The organism is Pigmentiphaga sp. NML030171 (genome assembly GCF_002188635.1).
Classification (GTDB): domain Bacteria; phylum Pseudomonadota; class Gammaproteobacteria; order Burkholderiales; family Burkholderiaceae_B; genus Pigmentiphaga; species Pigmentiphaga daeguensis.
Genome location: NZ_NINX01000055.1, coordinates 74,930 through 89,859 on the forward strand (window position 1 = coordinate 74,930; position 14,930 = coordinate 89,859).

The 14,930-nt window shown below is 69.1% G+C and carries 14 protein-coding genes and 1 tRNA gene; 5 read left to right on the forward strand and 10 right to left on the reverse strand.

Annotated features, from left to right (window positions below; translation table 11 throughout):
* Window positions 1-78 precede the first annotated feature (78 nt).
* On the forward strand, window positions 79-804 hold the full coding sequence (locus CDO46_RS27010) for a TetR/AcrR family transcriptional regulator (RefSeq protein ID WP_087841661.1): 726 nt from the start codon (window positions 79-81) through the stop codon (window positions 802-804).
* On the opposite strand, the gene CDO46_RS27015 is transcribed toward CDO46_RS27010, so the two are convergent.
* The 7 genes from CDO46_RS27015 to rplU all read right to left on the reverse strand — a co-directional run bounded on the left by CDO46_RS27015 (window position 747) and on the right by rplU (window position 9,005).
* Complete coding sequence (locus tag CDO46_RS27015) at window positions 747-2,354, reverse strand: glycerol-3-phosphate dehydrogenase/oxidase (protein ID WP_243724668.1); 1,608 nt, start codon at window positions 2,352-2,354, stop codon at window positions 747-749. The two genes, CDO46_RS27010 and CDO46_RS27015, sit on opposite strands and share 58 nt — an antisense overlap.
* Before the next feature lie 2 nt (window positions 2,355-2,356).
* Entirely contained in the window at window positions 2,357-3,886 is a 1,530-nt protein-coding gene (glpK, locus tag CDO46_RS27020; RefSeq protein WP_087841663.1) for a glycerol kinase GlpK, read from the reverse strand.
* 130 nt (window positions 3,887-4,016) lie between these two features.
* The gene (locus tag CDO46_RS27025) at window positions 4,017-5,453 is read right to left on the reverse strand and encodes an MFS transporter (RefSeq protein WP_087841664.1); all 1,437 of its coding nucleotides are present in this window, start codon (window positions 5,451-5,453) and stop codon (window positions 4,017-4,019) included.
* Window positions 5,454-5,607: 154 nt separating this feature from the next.
* Window positions 5,608-6,732 (reverse strand): glutamate 5-kinase, encoded by a 1,125-nt coding sequence (proB, locus tag CDO46_RS27030; protein WP_165963331.1) that lies wholly within the window; start codon window positions 6,730-6,732, stop codon window positions 5,608-5,610.
* Between the two features lie 8 nt (window positions 6,733-6,740).
* The gene (gene obgE / locus CDO46_RS27035; RefSeq protein ID WP_087841666.1) at window positions 6,741-7,952 is read right to left on the reverse strand and encodes a GTPase ObgE; all 1,212 of its coding nucleotides are present in this window, start codon (window positions 7,950-7,952) and stop codon (window positions 6,741-6,743) included.
* 414 nt (window positions 7,953-8,366) lie between these two features.
* Complete coding sequence (gene rpmA / locus CDO46_RS27040; protein ID WP_087841667.1) at window positions 8,367-8,624, reverse strand: 50S ribosomal protein L27; 258 nt, start codon at window positions 8,622-8,624, stop codon at window positions 8,367-8,369.
* A gap of 69 nt (window positions 8,625-8,693) precedes the next feature.
* On the reverse strand, window positions 8,694-9,005 hold the full coding sequence (gene rplU, locus CDO46_RS27045) for a 50S ribosomal protein L21 (protein WP_087841668.1): 312 nt from the start codon (window positions 9,003-9,005) through the stop codon (window positions 8,694-8,696).
* Between the two features lie 252 nt (window positions 9,006-9,257).
* Here rplU and ispB point away from each other — a divergent pair, with 252 nt between their 5' ends.
* The 3 genes from ispB (at window position 9,258) to CDO46_RS27060 (ending at window position 10,887) form a co-directional block, all read left to right on the forward strand.
* Entirely contained in the window at window positions 9,258-10,223 is a 966-nt protein-coding gene (gene ispB, locus CDO46_RS27050; RefSeq protein ID WP_087841669.1) for an octaprenyl diphosphate synthase, read from the forward strand.
* 64 nt (window positions 10,224-10,287) lie between these two features.
* Window positions 10,288-10,364 (forward strand) — tRNA-Pro (locus CDO46_RS27055).
* Between the two features lie 88 nt (window positions 10,365-10,452).
* On the forward strand, window positions 10,453-10,887 hold the full coding sequence (locus CDO46_RS27060) for a secondary thiamine-phosphate synthase enzyme YjbQ (protein ID WP_087841670.1): 435 nt from the start codon (window positions 10,453-10,455) through the stop codon (window positions 10,885-10,887).
* A gap of 40 nt (window positions 10,888-10,927) precedes the next feature.
* Here CDO46_RS27060 and CDO46_RS27065 read toward each other — a convergent pair whose 3' ends face one another.
* Together CDO46_RS27065 and CDO46_RS27070 are read right to left on the reverse strand one after the other, a co-directional pair.
* Window positions 10,928-11,536 carry a CNP1-like family protein gene (locus CDO46_RS27065; RefSeq protein WP_087841671.1) on the reverse strand — a complete coding sequence of 203 codons (609 nt, stop codon included), beginning with the start codon at window positions 11,534-11,536 and terminating at the stop codon, window positions 10,928-10,930.
* A 67-nt stretch (window positions 11,537-11,603) separates the two neighbouring features.
* Complete coding sequence (locus CDO46_RS27070; protein WP_087841672.1) at window positions 11,604-12,176, reverse strand: RNA pyrophosphohydrolase; 573 nt, start codon at window positions 12,174-12,176, stop codon at window positions 11,604-11,606.
* A gap of 83 nt (window positions 12,177-12,259) precedes the next feature.
* Here CDO46_RS27070 and CDO46_RS27075 point away from each other — a divergent pair, with 83 nt between their 5' ends.
* On the forward strand, window positions 12,260-14,002 hold the full coding sequence (locus tag CDO46_RS27075; protein ID WP_087841673.1) for a proline--tRNA ligase: 1,743 nt from the start codon (window positions 12,260-12,262) through the stop codon (window positions 14,000-14,002).
* A gap of 6 nt (window positions 14,003-14,008) precedes the next feature.
* Here CDO46_RS27075 and CDO46_RS27080 read toward each other — a convergent pair whose 3' ends face one another.
* Window positions 14,009-14,866 (reverse strand): tripartite tricarboxylate transporter substrate binding protein, encoded by an 858-nt coding sequence (locus CDO46_RS27080; protein ID WP_087841674.1) that lies wholly within the window; start codon window positions 14,864-14,866, stop codon window positions 14,009-14,011.
* Between the last annotated feature and the right edge of the window lie 64 nt (window positions 14,867-14,930).

Here is a 14,930-nt window from a genome sequence, read left to right on the forward strand (position 1 = left end):
AGACGGGGTTTCGACATGCCATAATCGGCTCCTGGGCCGGCACCCGTTCCTGCCCCATATCCTGGAAAGTCCCTATCCGTGAACGAGCTTCCCACCAAGGCAACGATGAAAGGGGAAGTCCTGCGCGGCGCCATCCTGGACGCCGCGGCCAAGCTCTTCATCGAACGCGGCACGGGCGGCACCAGCATGCAGGACATCGCCGAATCGCTGGGCCTGAGCCGTACCGCCGTCTACTACTATTTCAAGAACAAGGACGCGATCCTGCGGGCGCTGACCGAGGAAATCCTGACCTCGGCCCGGGAACTGGCCAACGCCGCCGTCTCCCGCCAGGACCGCGATCCGGCCGAGGCGCTGCGGGAACTGGTCACCGACTACGCCAATCTCATCCTGTCGCGCCCGGCCGAGTTCCGCGTGGCCGACCGCAACGAGTCGGACCTCACGCAGCGCCAGCGCGCCTCGATGCATACGGCGCGCCGCAGCGTGCTGGCGGACTTCAGCGGCATCATCGAGCGCGGCATCCAGCTCGGCCATTTCCGCATGGCCGATCCGCATGTCGCGGCCTTCGGGCTGATCGGCATGTGCAACTGGACCGCATGGTGGTTCAAGCCCAGCGGGCGCCTGGGCCAGCAGGAAGTGGCCGAGGCCATCGCCGACATGGCCATCCATGCCCTGCGCCGCGACGAATCGCGCCGGGCGCGGGTGCCCGACGTCAAGGAGTCCCTGCGGCTGCTGCGCGAGGACCTGGCTTACCTGGAGAAGCTGGTGGTGCCCGAGGATGACGCCTCGGCCGGCCAGCGCAAATAACTGTCCGCCAGTTCGCGGAACACCCCGGCGCCCGCGTCGACGCCAGTCTCCTCGGCCAGCAGCCTTCCGACCTCGCCCGCCAGCTCCCGTGCCAGGCGGGCGTCCAGGAACAGCAGGCGCGAGCGGCGCGCCAGCACGTCCTCGACCGTGCGCGCGTATTCGTGGCGCGCGGCAAAGCGCACCATGGCCTCGGTCAATCCGCCGCCCAGTTCGCGGTCCGCGCCCGGCAGGGCAAGCAGCGCGTCCCGCTCGCTGCCATACCCCCACAGGCCCGGGGCATCGCCGATGCTGTGCCTGGCCGGCTCGGCTCCCACCAGGGCATGGTCCGCCGTCACGCAGGGACCGGCGGATGCGAGCAACCCGGCATCCAGGCAGGCGTCCAGCGTGTCCCGGGCCATGGCGCGGTACGTGGTCCACTTGCCGCCGGCCACGGTGACCAGCCCGTCGTCCTCGATCCGGACCACGTGCTCGCGGCTGACATCCTTGGTGCTGGCGTGCCCCGCCGGGCGGACCAGCGGACGCAGGCCCGCCCAGGCGCTGGAGACATCCCCGGCGCCCGGCGCGCGCGCCAGGTAGCGGCCGGCCTCGCCCAGCAGGAAGTCCACTTCTTCGGCCAGCGGGCGCGGCTCCAGCTCCAGGCCGGGCCGGGGGGTGTCGGTGGTGCCGATCACGGTCCTGCCCATCCAGGGCAGCGCGAACAGCACCCGGCCGTCGCGCGTGCGCGGCACCAGCAGCGCCCGGTCCCCGGGCAGGAAGTCGCGCGACACGACCACGTGCGCACCCTGGCTGAACACGATGGTGTCCTCGACCGCCTCCGCGCGGGCGTCCAGGCGCCGCACCGCGTCGACCCAGATGCCCGCGGCGTTCACCACGCAGGCGGCGCGCAGGACGTACGAGCGGCCGGTTTCGCGGTCCTCGCACCGCACGCCGGCCACCCTGCCCTGTTCACGGACCAGGCCGACGGCGGCGCAATGGTTGACCAGCAGCGCTCCCTCGCGCGCCGCGGTGCGCGCCAGTGCGATGGCCAGCCGGGCATCGTCGAACTGGCCGTCCCAATATTCGATGCCGCCGCGCAGCCCCTGCGTCCGCAGCCCGGGCTGGCGGGCCGTGATGGCCCGCGCGTCCAGCCAGCGCGTGCGCCCCAGGCCGGCCTTGCCGGCCAGCACGTCGTACAGGACCAGGCCCGTTCCGTAGTACGGTTTTTCCCAGAACCGGTAGGCGGGCACGACGAAGGGCAGCGGCTGCGCCAGGTGCGGCGCGTTGCGCAACAGGATCTGCCGTTCTCGCAAAGCCTCGCGCACCAGCGGAAAATTGCGTTGCTCCAGGTAGCGCACGCCGCCGTGCACGAGCTTGGTCGCGCGCGAGGAGGTGCCCTTGGCGAAGTCATGGGCCTCGACCAGCACCACGCGCAGGCCTCGCGTGGCCGCATCCAGCGCCACGCCCAGGCCGGTGGCGCCGCCGCCTATCACCGCCACGTCGTAATCCCGGGGCTCGGCCAGCCGGGCCAGCAACCCGGCCCGGTCGGTACGCAGCGGCGCCTGCGTGGACACGGTCAAGTCCGGGCCCACGCGCGGGAGCGCGCGACCGCCTCGCGCCAGCGCTCGACCTTGGCACGGCGGGCGGTCTCGGACATCGACGGCTCGAAGCGCCGGTCCAGCGCCCATTGCGAGGCGATCTCGGCCCCGTCGGCCCAGAACCCCGTGGCCAGGCCCGCCAGGTGGGCCGCGCCCAGCGCCGTCGTCTCGGTAACCTGGGGCCGCACCACCGGTACGCCCAGGAAATCGGCCTGCATCTGCATCAGCAGGTCGTTGCCGCAGGCGCCGCCGTCCACCCTCAATTCCCGGATGGCCAGGCTGGAATCGCCCATCATCGCGGTCAGCGCATCGGTGGCCTGCAACGCGATCGACTCCAGCGCCGCGCGGGCGATGTGGGCGCGGGTCGTGCCGCGCGTCAGGCCGATCAGCGTGCCGCGCGCATAGGCGTCCCAGTCGGGCGCACCCAGTCCGGTGAAGGCCGGTACCAGGTAGACGTCGCCCGCGTCGGCCACGCTGGCGGCCAGCGGCTCGACCTCGGGGGCGCTGGCGATCATCTTCAAGCCGTCGCGCAGCCACTGGATGGTGGCGCCCGCCATGAACACCGACGCCTCCAGGCAATAGGCGGTGCGCGTGGCCGGATCGGCGGCGGCCGGCCCCTGCCAGCCGACCGTGGCCACCAGCTTGTTCTGGCTGGGCATGGGCACGTTGCCGGTGTTCATCAGCATGAAGCAGCCGGTGCCATAGGTGTTCTTGACCATGCCGGGCTCGAAGCAGGCCTGCCCGAACGTGGCCGCCTGCTGGTCGCCCGCCACGCCCGCGATCGGCACCGCCGCGCCGAACAGATCGGGCTCGGTCTCGCCCAGTACCGCGCACGACGGCACCACGGCGGGCAGCACGCTGGCCGGGATGTCGAACAGGTCCAGCAATTCCTCGTCCCAGGCCATGCGATGGATGTCGAACAGCAGCGTGCGCGAGGCATTGCTGGCGTCGGTGGCGTGCACGCGGCCGTTGGTCAGCTTCCAGATCAGCCAGGCGTCGACGGTGCCGAAAGCCAGTTCGCCGTTGCGCGCACGCTGCCTGGCGCCCGGCACGTGGTCCAGCAGCCATTGCAGCTTGGAGGCGGAAAAATAGGCGTCCAGCACCAGCCCGGTCTTGCGCTGGATCAGCGCCTCATGCCCTTCCCGGCGCAATTGGTCGCAGCGATCGGCCGTGCGCCGATCCTGCCAGACGATGGCATGCGCCACCGGTTTGCCGGTGATGCGGTCCCACAGCACCGTGGTCTCGCGCTGATTCGTGATGCCGATCGCGATGGCGGGCGCACGCGAATAACCGTTGCCCACGAGCGAGGTGGGAGCCCGCGCCAGGCAGGCACGAGCCACGGCCAGTTGCGATTGCCAGATGTCCTCGGGGTCGTGCTCGACCCAGCCCGGACGGGGGAATAACTGGGGGAATTCCTTCTGGGCGACGGCGACGATCTGCCCGGCGTGGTCGATCAGCAGGGCGCGCGAACTGGTCGTGCCCTGGTCCAGCGAAAGGATGTAGCGCATACGGAGGAGACCTAGTGAAACCTGCGTTGCGTGGAGGCGTCGGCCAAGACGCAGGCAGATGGTAGCGCGAGCGACGCCCGCGCGCATCTGGCCCGACCGTACCCCTCCCGCCCCGGCCCGCCCGGCGCCGCTACGCCGCCGGCGCGGAATCGCCCGCCCGTGCCGTGGCGGGCGGACGCAGCAGCATCGCGCACAGGACCGCGGCCACCGCGCCGCATGCGGCGCCCAGGGCGAAGGCCAGCTGGTAGCCGCCATTCAGCGCGGCCGCCTCGGCGGCGCCCCGCTCCAGCAGGAAACTCGTGCGCGCCGCCGCCAGGCTGGCCAGCACGGCCAGGCCCAGCGCGCCTCCCATCATGAACGAGGTATTCACCACCCCCGAGGCCAGTCCGGCATCGCGGGGGTCCACGTCGTTCATGGCCGCCAGCAGCATGGGGTTGAACGCGATGCCCGCGCCCAGGCCAAGCAGCGACATGGCGGGCAGCACATCGATCAGGAAATCGCCCTGGATCGGCGCGCGCGCGAACAGCGCCAGCCCCACCGACGCCAGCGCCAGCCCGCAGGCCAGCGGCGCGCGGATGCCGAAGCGCATCACCAGCCGCGCCGACAGGCCGAGCGAGAACACCGCCATGATGATGTTGGCCGGCAGGAAAGCAAGGCCCACCTGCATGGGGCTGTAGCCCAGCACCACTTGCAGGTACAGCGCGGAAATGAAGAAGGCGGCGAACATGGCGGCGGCCCACAGCACGCCCGCCGCGTTGGCCGTGGCCACGTTGCGCAGCCGGAACAGCGCCAGGGGCATCAGCGGCGCGCGCACCCGGGACTCGATGGCCAGGAAAGCCGCCAGCAGGACGGCGGCGGCGCCCAGCAAGCCCAATGTATGGAAAGAGGTCCAGCCGCGTTCGTTGCCATTGACCACCGCATACACGGCCAGCATCAGCGAGGCGGTGATGGCCGCCGCGCCGGCCATGTCCAGCCGCTCGCCGGGCTGGCCGCCCTTCGCCGGCAGCAGCGCCATGCACAGGCCGTAGACGGCGGCGCCTATGGGCAGGTTGACCAGGAAGATCCAATGCCAGCTGAGCACGCTGGTCAGGAAGCCTCCCAGCAGCACGCCTATGCTGCCGCCCCCCGCGCACACGAAGCCGTAGACGCCCATGGCCTTGGCGCGGTCCTCCTGCTCGGGGAACAGCATCATGATCAGGGACAGCGACACCGCGGAAACCACCGCCCCGCCCAGGCCTTGCACCGCGCGCGCCGCCACCAGCACGGCCTGGGACTGGGCCAGCCCGCAGGCCAGCGACGCCAGGGTGAACAGCGCGATGCCGGCGACGAACAGCCGCCGGTGCCCGTACAGGTCGCCCAGCCGCCCGCCCAGCAGCAGGAAGCCGCCGAAAGTCAGCATGTAGGCGTTCACCACCCAGACCAGCGCGGTCTCGGAGAACTTCAGGTCATCGCGGATGGAAGGCAGCGCCACGTTGACGATCGTCGTGTCGAGCACGATCATCAGCACGCCCAGGCACAGCACCATCAGGGCCAGCCAGCGTTTGCGGCGGTCTAGGTCGGCAGTCACGGATGAGCTCCTCATGCCGGCACGCGGCATGGTGGATGGGTGGGGACGACAAATGTGTACAGCGTACACAAAATAACAGAGGCACGGGGACGACGTCCATCGGAACGTCGCCCCCGTGCCTGGGTTGTTGCCGTCGATATACGGAGAATCGCGGTCAGCGGATGACCATGTTGTCCCGATGCATGAGCTCGGGCTCTTCCATGCTGCCCAGCAGCGCCTCGATCCGGCTCGAGGGCTGGCGCATGATGCGGCGGGTCGCACCGGAGGAGTAGTTGATCAGCCCGCGCGCCAGTTCCTTGCCGGAGGCGTCCACGCAGGCCACGACGTCGCCGCGCTCGAACTCGCCCTCGACCGCGGTCACGCCTATGGGCAGCAGGCTCTTGTGGTCGCGGGTCAGCGCCAGGGCCGCTCCCTCGTCCACGGTGACGCGTCCGCGCAGTTGCAGGTGGTCGGCGATCCATTGCTTGCGCGCCGACAACAGCGGCAGCGAGGCGCGCAGTTCGGTCCCTATGCAGGTTCCGCCGGCCAGCCGCACCAGCACGTCCGGTTCTCGGCCCGACGCGATCACGGTATGCGCGCCGCTGCCGGCCGCCCGCTTGGCGGCCAGGATCTTGGTCAGCATCCCGCCCTTGCCCAGGCTGCTACCGGCGCCGCCGGCCATGGACTCCAGTTCGGGATCGCCCGCGCGCGCATGCGACACGAACTTCGCGTCGGGATGCTTGCGCGGATCGGCCGAATACAACCCGGCCTGGTCGGTCAGGATGATCAGGGCGTCCGCCTCGATCAGGTTGGTCACGAGCGCGCCCAGGGTGTCGTTGTCGCCGAACTTGATCTCGTCGGTGACCACCGTGTCGTTCTCGTTGATGATGGGCACCACGCCCAGGCGCAGCAGCGTGAACAGCGTCGACCGCGCGTTCAGGTAGCGCGTGCGGTCCGACAGGTCCTCATGGGTCAGCAGGATCTGCGCGGTATGCAGCGCATGTTCGGCGAATACGCTTTCGTAGGCCTGCGCCAGGCCCATCTGGCCGACCGCCGCGGCCGCCTGCAGTTCGGGTACCAGCGTGGGCCGCTTGTCCCAGCCCAGGCGCAGCATGCCTTCCGCGATGGCGCCGCTGGAGACCAGGACGACTTCCTTGCCCAGCGCGCGCAGGTGCGCGATCTGCCCGGCCCAGCGCAGCAGCGCCCGCCGGTCCAGGCCGCGTCCCTCGTCGGTGACCAGCGAAGAGCCTACTTTGATCACGAGCCGCCGGGCGGCGGCGATCACGGAGGTGCTATTCATCGTGGAACTCAATCGCCGTCGCCACCACCATCGCCGCCTTCGCCGCCGGCATCGCCGCCGTCGTCGCCGGGAGCATCTTCGGGAGTCTGCGGCCCCGCGTCACCGCCATCGGCCGGAGCACGGCGCGGCGGGCGGCGGCGGACGGGCGCCGGCTTGGCCGCGGACGCCTGGGCTTCGACGAAGCGCGGGTCCTCGTCGAAGGCCTGCTCGGCCTCGCGCTGCTCGTCCAGCCAGTTCTGGACGGCCCAGGCCAGTTCCTGGGTACCGTCGCCGGCCAGCGCGGAAATGCAGAATACCGGGCCGTCCCAGCCGAACTCCAGGCAGAACGCCTCTTTCAGGCCCTGCGGGTCGTCCACCATGTCGACCTTGTTGAGCACCAGCCAGCGCGGCTTCTCGTACAGGGCCGGGTCGTAGCGGCGCAATTCCTCGACGATGGCACGCGCCTCGTGCACGGGGTCCACCGTGGGATCCATGGGCGCCACGTCCACCAGGTGCAGCAGCAGGCGCGTGCGCGACAGGTGGCGCAGGAACTGGTGCCCCAGCCCGGCGCCCTCGGACGCGCCCTCGATCAGCCCGGGAATGTCGGCGATCACGAAGCTGCGTTCGGCATGGGTGCGCACCACGCCCAGGTTCGGATGCAAGGTGGTGAACGGGTAGTCGGCCACCTTGGGCCGGGCGTTCGACAGCTTGCGGATCAGCGTGGACTTGCCGGCGTTGGGCATGCCCAGCAAGCCGACGTCGGCCAGCACCTTCAGCTCCAGCCGCAGCTTGCGCTGTTCGCCCGGGCGGCCGTGGGTGAACTGCCGCGGCGCGCGGTTGGTGCTGGACTTGAAGTGCAGGTTGCCCAGGCCGCCGTTGCCGCCGGCGGCCAGCACGACCTTCTGGCCATGGGTAGCCAGGTCGAACAGCAGCTCGTTGGTCTCGGCGTCGTAGACCATGGTGCCCACCGGCATGCGCAGCGTGATGTCGCTGCCGCCGGCGCCATAGCGGTCGGAACCGCTGCCCTGCTCGCCGTTCTGGGCGCGGTGCAGACGGGCGTAGCGGTAGTCGATCAGCGTATTGATGTTGCGGTCGGCCACGGCGTAGACACTGCCGCCCCGCCCGCCATCACCGCCATCGGGTCCGCCGAAGGGAATGAATTTCTCGCGGCGAAAGCTCGCCACGCCATTGCCGCCCTTGCCGGCAACTACCTCGATGGTGGCTTCGTCGACGAATTTCATGCCCCCCCCTACGCGCTTCGCGCGCCCCCCAGGGGGCGATGCGGGTGGACCGGCAAAGCCGGATCCACCGCATCCCGGGAGGCGCGGCGGCGGGGTTTCAAAGATTCAAAAGAAATGACCGTGCAAGTGCCAATACTAGCGCGATCATAAAAAAAAGCCCCCACGCGTAACATCGCGCGGCGGCGCTATTTTTCCGGGAAGCCAAGGCTCCCCGTGACCACATACCCTACCCCACGAAGCCGAGCCCAGATCCAGGGCACAGCGGATCCGGCTCCGCCGGTCCGCCAGTGCCGCCCCTCGGGGCCCGGCGCCGGGCCGCCCCAAGGCGGGCCCCGGCCCCCTCGGGGGGCTGCCGCGCAGCGGCTGGGGGCTCACCATGCTGGGCGCGCGTCAGCGCGTAGGGGGGTCTATTACTTACACAGGATCGATCGAGACGGTATGCTTGCGCAGGGCGCCCTTGACCGCGAACTGCACGCGGCCGTCGACCAGCGCGAACAGGGTGTGGTCCTTGCCCACGCCGACGTTGACGCCGGGGTGGAAACGGGTGCCGCGCTGGCGCACGATGATCGAGCCAGCCGGGATCAATTCACCGCCGTAGGCCTTGACGCCCAGGCGTTTCGCTTCTGAGTCGCGGCCGTTCCGTGTGGAACCGCCGCCCTTTTTCTGTGCCATGTTTGCACTCCTGCTTGTTCGTTACCGATTCTTGCCTACATTCCGGTGCCCGGCCGCGCCGGGCTCCCATCAGGCGGAAATGGTGCCGATCTGGATTTCGGTGTAGTTTTGACGGTGGCCTTGGCGCTTCTGGTAGTGCTTGCGCCGACGCATCTTGAAGATGCGGACCTTGTCGTGGCGACCGTGTGCAAGAACCTTGGCCGTGACCACGGCACCGGACAGAAGAGGCGCGCCGATCTTGAGTTGATCGCCTTCGCCCACTGCCAGGACCTGGTCCAGCGTGATCTCTTGCCCGATGTCTGCCGGTATCTGTTCTATCTTCAGTTTTTCGCCAGCGGCAACGCGATACTGCTTGCCACCGGTTTTTATGACCGCGTACATGGGATGACCTCTTGGATTGTTCAAAGCTCGAACCCCCAATGGGGGTCGAACCATAGACTATAACCGGAGTTGTACCGCGGCGTCAATCCCGGCATCGCCCCGCGCACAGCCCCGGTATAATTTCGTTGCCACGGCGCTTTCGAGCGCCGCCGCCCGCTCGCGGGCCTCTCTGTACGCCATGCCGCCGGTTGTTGCATCTCGGCTTTTGTTGCACACCTGGCCGGCAACGGCCAGTCTACCCACGGATTCCCCTTGAGCCTGCCGACCCTGTTCGCCCCCATCGCCGACGACATGCAGCGCGTCGATGCCGTCATCCGGGCACGACTCGACTCCGACGTCCCGCTCATCCGCACCATCGCCGACTACATCATAGGCGCGGGCGGCAAGCGGATGCGGCCTGCCCTGCTGCTGATGGTCGCCCGGGCGCTGGGATACGAGGGGCAGCAGCATCATTTGCTGGCCGCGGTGGTGGAATTCATCCATACGGCCACGCTGCTGCACGACGACGTGGTCGACGAATCGGCGCTGCGGCGGGGCCGCGCCACGGCCAACGCGGTCTTCGGCAACGCCGCCAGCGTGCTGGTGGGCGACTTCCTGCATTCCCGCTCGTTCCAGATGATGGTCGAGACCGGCTCGGTCCGCGTCATGCAGATCCTGGCCGATGCCACCAACGTCATTGCCGAGGGCGAGGTGCTGCAACTGCTGAACGTGCACGACCCCCTGGTGACCGAGGAGCGCTATCTGCAGGTGGTGCGCTACAAGACCGCCCGGCTGTTCGAGGCCTCGGCCCAGCTGGCCGCGGTGCTGGCCGGCGCCACGCCCGACCAGGAAGCCGCGGCGGCGGAATACGGCCGGCGCGCCGGCACGGCATTCCAGCTGATCGACGACGTGCTCGACTACAGCGGCGAGGCCGAGGCGCTGGGCAAGAACCTGGGCGACGACCTGCGCGAAGGCAAGCCCACGCTGCCGCTGATCCGCCTGCTGGACGTGGGCACGCCGGCGCAGCAGACACTGGTGCGCACCGCGATCGAAAACGGCGAAGGCGATTTCGCCGCCGTCGCCGCCGCGATCCGGGAATCGGACGCCCTGGACTACACCCGCGCCCGGGCCCGGATCGAGGCGGACGCGGCGATCACGGCGATTTCCGGCTACCCCGTTTCCGCTTTCCGGGATTCTCTGCTAGAATTCTGCGCTTTCGCGATCAACCGAGATCGCTGAAAAAAGCAAGACGGCCTGCCGGGCAAGTTGTACAGCCCGTAGCCGGCAGGCCGGACCGACAAGTCGGGGCGTAGCTCAGCCTGGTAGAGTACTGCGTTCGGGACGCAGGAGTCGGAGGTTCGAATCCTCTCGCCCCGACCATTGATCTGGTCGACAAGCCTGTAGCCAGGCACGCAAGCGCACAGCTCAGGCTGTGCGTTTTTGTTTGTGCACGCAGGATGCCCGCGCCATGAAAACCTCTCCAGCCCTCGTGGCCCAGCACGCCTTCACCATCGAGACGCCCGGCCGCCGCCTGATCGAAATCACCGGGCACGTCCGGCGCCACGCGCGGGAAAGCGGCATGAATGCCGGCGTGGCGCACGTCTTCGCCCACCACACCAGTTGTTCGCTGCTGGTGACCGAAAACGCCGATCCCGACGTGCTGGCCGACCTGGAACGCTATTTTTCACGCCTGGTCCCGGACGGCGATCCGCTGTATGCGCACGATGCCGAAGGCCCGGACGACATGCCGGCCCACGTCAGGGCGGCGTTGACCGCGGCAAGCGTGACGCTGCCGCTGGCCGGCGGCGACCTGGCGCTGGGAACCTGGCAGGGCGTCTACCTGTGGGAACACCGCCGGCGCCCGCACCGCAGGCGCATCACCGTGACGCTGGTCGGCTGCTGACGGCGGCCCAGGCGGGATCATCCGCCCGCCCGCATGCCGGTCACTGCGTGTTGCGGCCCGCCATGGCGTCGGCGTAGCGGTCCCAGTGGCGCACGCGATAGGCCAGGTCCGACGCCTTGGCGCCGGCCGGGCCGCCGCCCGAGCAGAGCACGCCGTTGCGCAGCAGGTGCTGGATCGTATTGGGAAGCAAGGGGCGCCACTCGTCGTGCACCGGGCGCTGCCAGCCGGCACCGGGCCGGTACAGGGCCACGGTGCGCCACTCGCGCGTCCCGCAACGGACCGACTCGTACGAGATGTTCTCGGCCCCCATGTCGCTGACCGCGCGCAGCGTATAGCGCACGATCAGCCCCGGGGCGATCTGGATGGAGCGCGGATCCACGCCGAAGCGGAAACGTTCGTTGCGCGACAGGTTTTCCACGGGCAGCACGTCGGCCTCGGTGGGCACGGGCGGCAATTCCGACTTCAGGGCTTCCCATCCGGCATCGGGCAACGTGCGCTGGGCATCGATGTCGTCCAGCAGGTAGTTGCCCTCGCCTCGCGGCTGGCTGCCGCAGGCGGCAAGAAGCAGGGCCAGGCATCCGGCGCCGGCCCAGGCGGCGGCGCGCAGGGCCCGGCGGGCAGGACGCACCCCGGCGAACTGACTAGGCATAAGTGTTTTCCATATACAGGTTGCACCCGACACGATACCTGAACCCCGCGCAGGAGGTCGCGGGGGTTCAGACCTCGGGGGCTTCCTTGGACAGGGACGCCTGCGGTTCGCCCTGGCCGCGCCGGTGCGAACCGATGTGCTGGCGCAGGTACCGGGTCTCGTGGTTCCGGCGGAAGAGCACGACCGCAAGCTCGTTCAAGGCCAGCGTATAGACGTCGCGCTTGAACTCGATGACCGATTCCAGCGGAACCCAGTAGGAACTCCAGCGCCACGCGTCGAACTCCGGATGCGACGACGCCCGCAGGCAGACGTCGCAATCGCGCCCCTGCATCCGAAGCAGGAACCAGATCTGCTTCTGACCTTTGTAGTGCCCGCGCCATTCACGCCTGACGAAGTGTTCGGGCACGTTATAGCGCAACCAGTCGCGTGTTCTACCCAATATGCGGACATGCTCGGGCCGCAGGCCCACTTCTTCGTGGAGCTCGCGGAACATCGCCTGGACAGGGCTTTCACCGTGCTTGATGCCGCCCTGCGGGAACTGCCAGGAATGTTCGTTGACGCGCTTGCCCCAGAAGACCTCGTTCTTCTGGTTGACGAGGATGATGCCGACGTTGGGACGGTAACCTTCACGATCCAGCATGAGCCACCCCAGCGATTCTCATACAATTGAGTCAATTATAGGCCCAGGGGGCCGAACTCGTATCCACCCACGTGAGCACCGCAATGCGCGCATCGCAGTTCCATATCGGCACCCTCAAGGAAGCACCGTCCGACGCCGAGATCGTCAGCCACCAGCTCATGACCCGCGCGGGCATGATCCGCAAGCTGGCCGGCGGCATCTACAACTATATGCCCATCGGCCTGCGGGTCATCCGCAAGGTCGAGGCCATCATCCGCGAGGAAATGAACCGCGCCGGCGCGCTCGAGCTGCTGATGCCGGTGGTGCAGCCCGCCGAGCTGTGGATGGAATCGGGCCGCTGGGAACAGTACGGCCCCGAGCTGCTGCGCATGAAGGACCGCCACGGCCGCGACTTCGTGCTGCAGCCGACCTCGGAAGAGGTCATCACGGACATCGCCCGCAACGAGATCCACAGCTGGCGCCAGCTTCCCAAGAATTTCTACCACATCCAGACCAAGTTCCGCGACGAGCGCCGGCCGCGCTTCGGCGTCATGCGGGGCCGCGAGTTCACGATGAAGGACGCCTATTCCTTCGATCGCGACGAAGCCGGCGCCCAGAAGAGCTACGACGCCATGTACGACGCATACATGCGCATCTTCACCCGCATGGGGCTGACCTTCCGCGCCGTGGCGGCCGACACCGGCTCCATCGGCGGCACGCGCAGCCATGAATTCCAGGTCATCGCCGACACCGGCGAGGACCTCATCGTCTACAACCCGGCCACCCAGTACGCCGCCAACATCGAGCTGGCCGAGGCCCCCTGCCTGGTCGCCCAGCGCGCGGCGCCCGGCCGGGCCCTGGAGAAAACCCCGACCCCCGGCGCCACCAAGTGCGAAGCCGTGGCCCAGATGCTGGGCCTGCCGCTGGCCAGCCACGTGAAATCCCTCGCGCTGGCGGTCGAACCGGAAGAGCCCGGCAAGCCGGTCCAGATCTGGCTGCTGCTGGTGCGCGCCGACCATGAACTGAACGAGATCAAGGCCGGCAAGATCCCCGGCCTGGACCGTGGCTACCGCTTCGCCACCGATGCCGAGATCGTCGAGCACTTCGGCTGCGTGCCGGGCTTCATCGGGCCCGTGGGCACCGCCAAGCCGGTCAAGGTGGTGGCCGATCGCACCGTTGCCAACCTGCACGACTTCGTCACCGGCGCCAACCAGGCCGACCACCACTACGTGGGGGTGAACTGGGGACGCGACCTGCCCGAGCCCGACCTGGTGGCCGACCTGCGCAACGTCGTCGACGGAGACCCGTCGCCGGACGGCAGCGGCCCGCTGGCGATCCAGCGCGGAATCGAGGTCGGCCATGTGTTCTTCCTGGGCACCAAGTATTCCGAGGCGCTCAAGGCCACCTACCTGGACGAGACCGGCAAGCCCGCGCTGCTGCAGATGGGCTGCTACGGCATAGGCGTCACGCGCCTGCTGGGCGCCGCCATCGAACAGCATCACGACGGGCGCGGCATCATCTGGCCGCGCGCGCTGGCGCCATTCGAGGTGGTCGTCTGCCCGGTGGGCTGGGGCAAGAGCGAAGCGGTGCGCGAAGCCGCGACCAAGCTCTACGAAGGCCTGAAGGAAGCCGGCGTCGACGCGATCCTGGACGACCGCGACGAACGCCCGGGCGTGATGTTCGCCGACTGGGAGCTCATCGGCGTGCCGGTGCGCGTCACCATCGGCGACCGCGGCCTGAAGGAGGGGCAGATCGAACTGCAGGGCCGCCGCGACGAAGCGGCCGCCAAGATCCCCGTGGGCGAAGCGCTGGCCGCCACGCTGGCCCGGCTGGCGCAGGCCAACTGACCGCCGCTATTCCAGCCGGATGTTGCGCGTCCGGATGACCTCGGCCCACTTGTCGCGCTCGTGCTCGATGAAGGCCGAGAACTGGGCGCGCGACATGGGCGGGGACACCAGTCCCGACTCCTGCATGTAGCGCTGCACCGCAGGCGCCCGCAGGGCCTGCGCCACGTCGCGATGGATCTTGTCCTGGATCGCCTCCGGCGTCGCGGACGGCACGAAGAAGCCGAACCAGCTTCCGGATACCACGCCCGGCACGCCCGCCTGCACCACGGTGGGCAGGTCCGGCGCGTCGGCCAGGCGCTCGTCGGCGGCCACCGCCAGCGCCCGCAGCTTGCCCTGCCTGGCCAGGGCAAGGGACGCGGGGAAGTGGAACATGGCATCGACATGGCCGGCCAGCAGGTCGGTCAAGGCTGGCCCCGCCCCCTTGTAAGGCACGTGCAGGATGGAAATGCCCGCGCGGGACGCCAGCAGCTCGGCCGTCAGGTGCGGGCTCGAACCGTTCCCGGTCGAGGCGAACTTCACCTCACCGGGCCGGGCCTTCGCATAGGCCACCAGTTCGGCCACCGACCGGACGGGCAGCCCGGGCCGCACGTACAGCACGTTGGGCGCGGTGCCTATGGTCGTGCCGCCGCCCCGGTTTTCCACGACCACGCTCTGCTTCCATGACTGGCCCAGCTCGGCCGCCAGCTGCCTGACCAGTCCGTCGGTCAGGCCGCCCGGCGGATAGGGCACGATCACCTGGACCGTGCGCCCCGGAAATCCCGCCGCGGGCGGCTCGGCGGCCCCGGCGCTTCCTCCCGCCCAAGCGGCCGCCGCCATGCAGAACACTCCTCCGACCCTGCGCCCCACCCTTTCCAGAACGATCATCGAACGTCTCCTTGGTCATGTGGTCATCGGCGCCGCTGGCGGGCGCCCGTATATGATTGATTAA

Coding starts and splice junctions, on each gene's coding strand:
- CDO46_RS27070 (WP_087841672.1), bottom strand. CDS start 12,176: ATGCTGGATCGTGAAGGTTACCGTCCCAACGTCGGCATCATCCTCGTC.
- proB (WP_165963331.1), bottom strand. CDS start 6,732: ATGAATAGCACCTCCGTGATCGCCGCCGCCCGGCGGCTCGTGATCAAA.
- CDO46_RS27065 (WP_087841671.1), bottom strand. CDS start 11,536: ATGCCTAGTCAGTTCGCCGGGGTGCGTCCTGCCCGCCGGGCCCTGCGC.
- CDO46_RS27060 (WP_087841670.1), top strand. CDS start 10,453: ATGAAAACCTCTCCAGCCCTCGTGGCCCAGCACGCCTTCACCATCGAG.
- obgE (WP_087841666.1), bottom strand. CDS start 7,952: ATGAAATTCGTCGACGAAGCCACCATCGAGGTAGTTGCCGGCAAGGGC.
- rpmA (WP_087841667.1), bottom strand. CDS start 8,624: ATGGCACAGAAAAAGGGCGGCGGTTCCACACGGAACGGCCGCGACTCA.
- CDO46_RS27080 (WP_087841674.1), bottom strand. CDS start 14,866: ATGATCGTTCTGGAAAGGGTGGGGCGCAGGGTCGGAGGAGTGTTCTGC.
- rplU (WP_087841668.1), bottom strand. CDS start 9,005: ATGTACGCGGTCATAAAAACCGGTGGCAAGCAGTATCGCGTTGCCGCT.
- CDO46_RS27075 (WP_087841673.1), top strand. CDS start 12,260: ATGCGCGCATCGCAGTTCCATATCGGCACCCTCAAGGAAGCACCGTCC.
- glpK (WP_087841663.1), bottom strand. CDS start 3,886: ATGCGCTACATCCTTTCGCTGGACCAGGGCACGACCAGTTCGCGCGCC.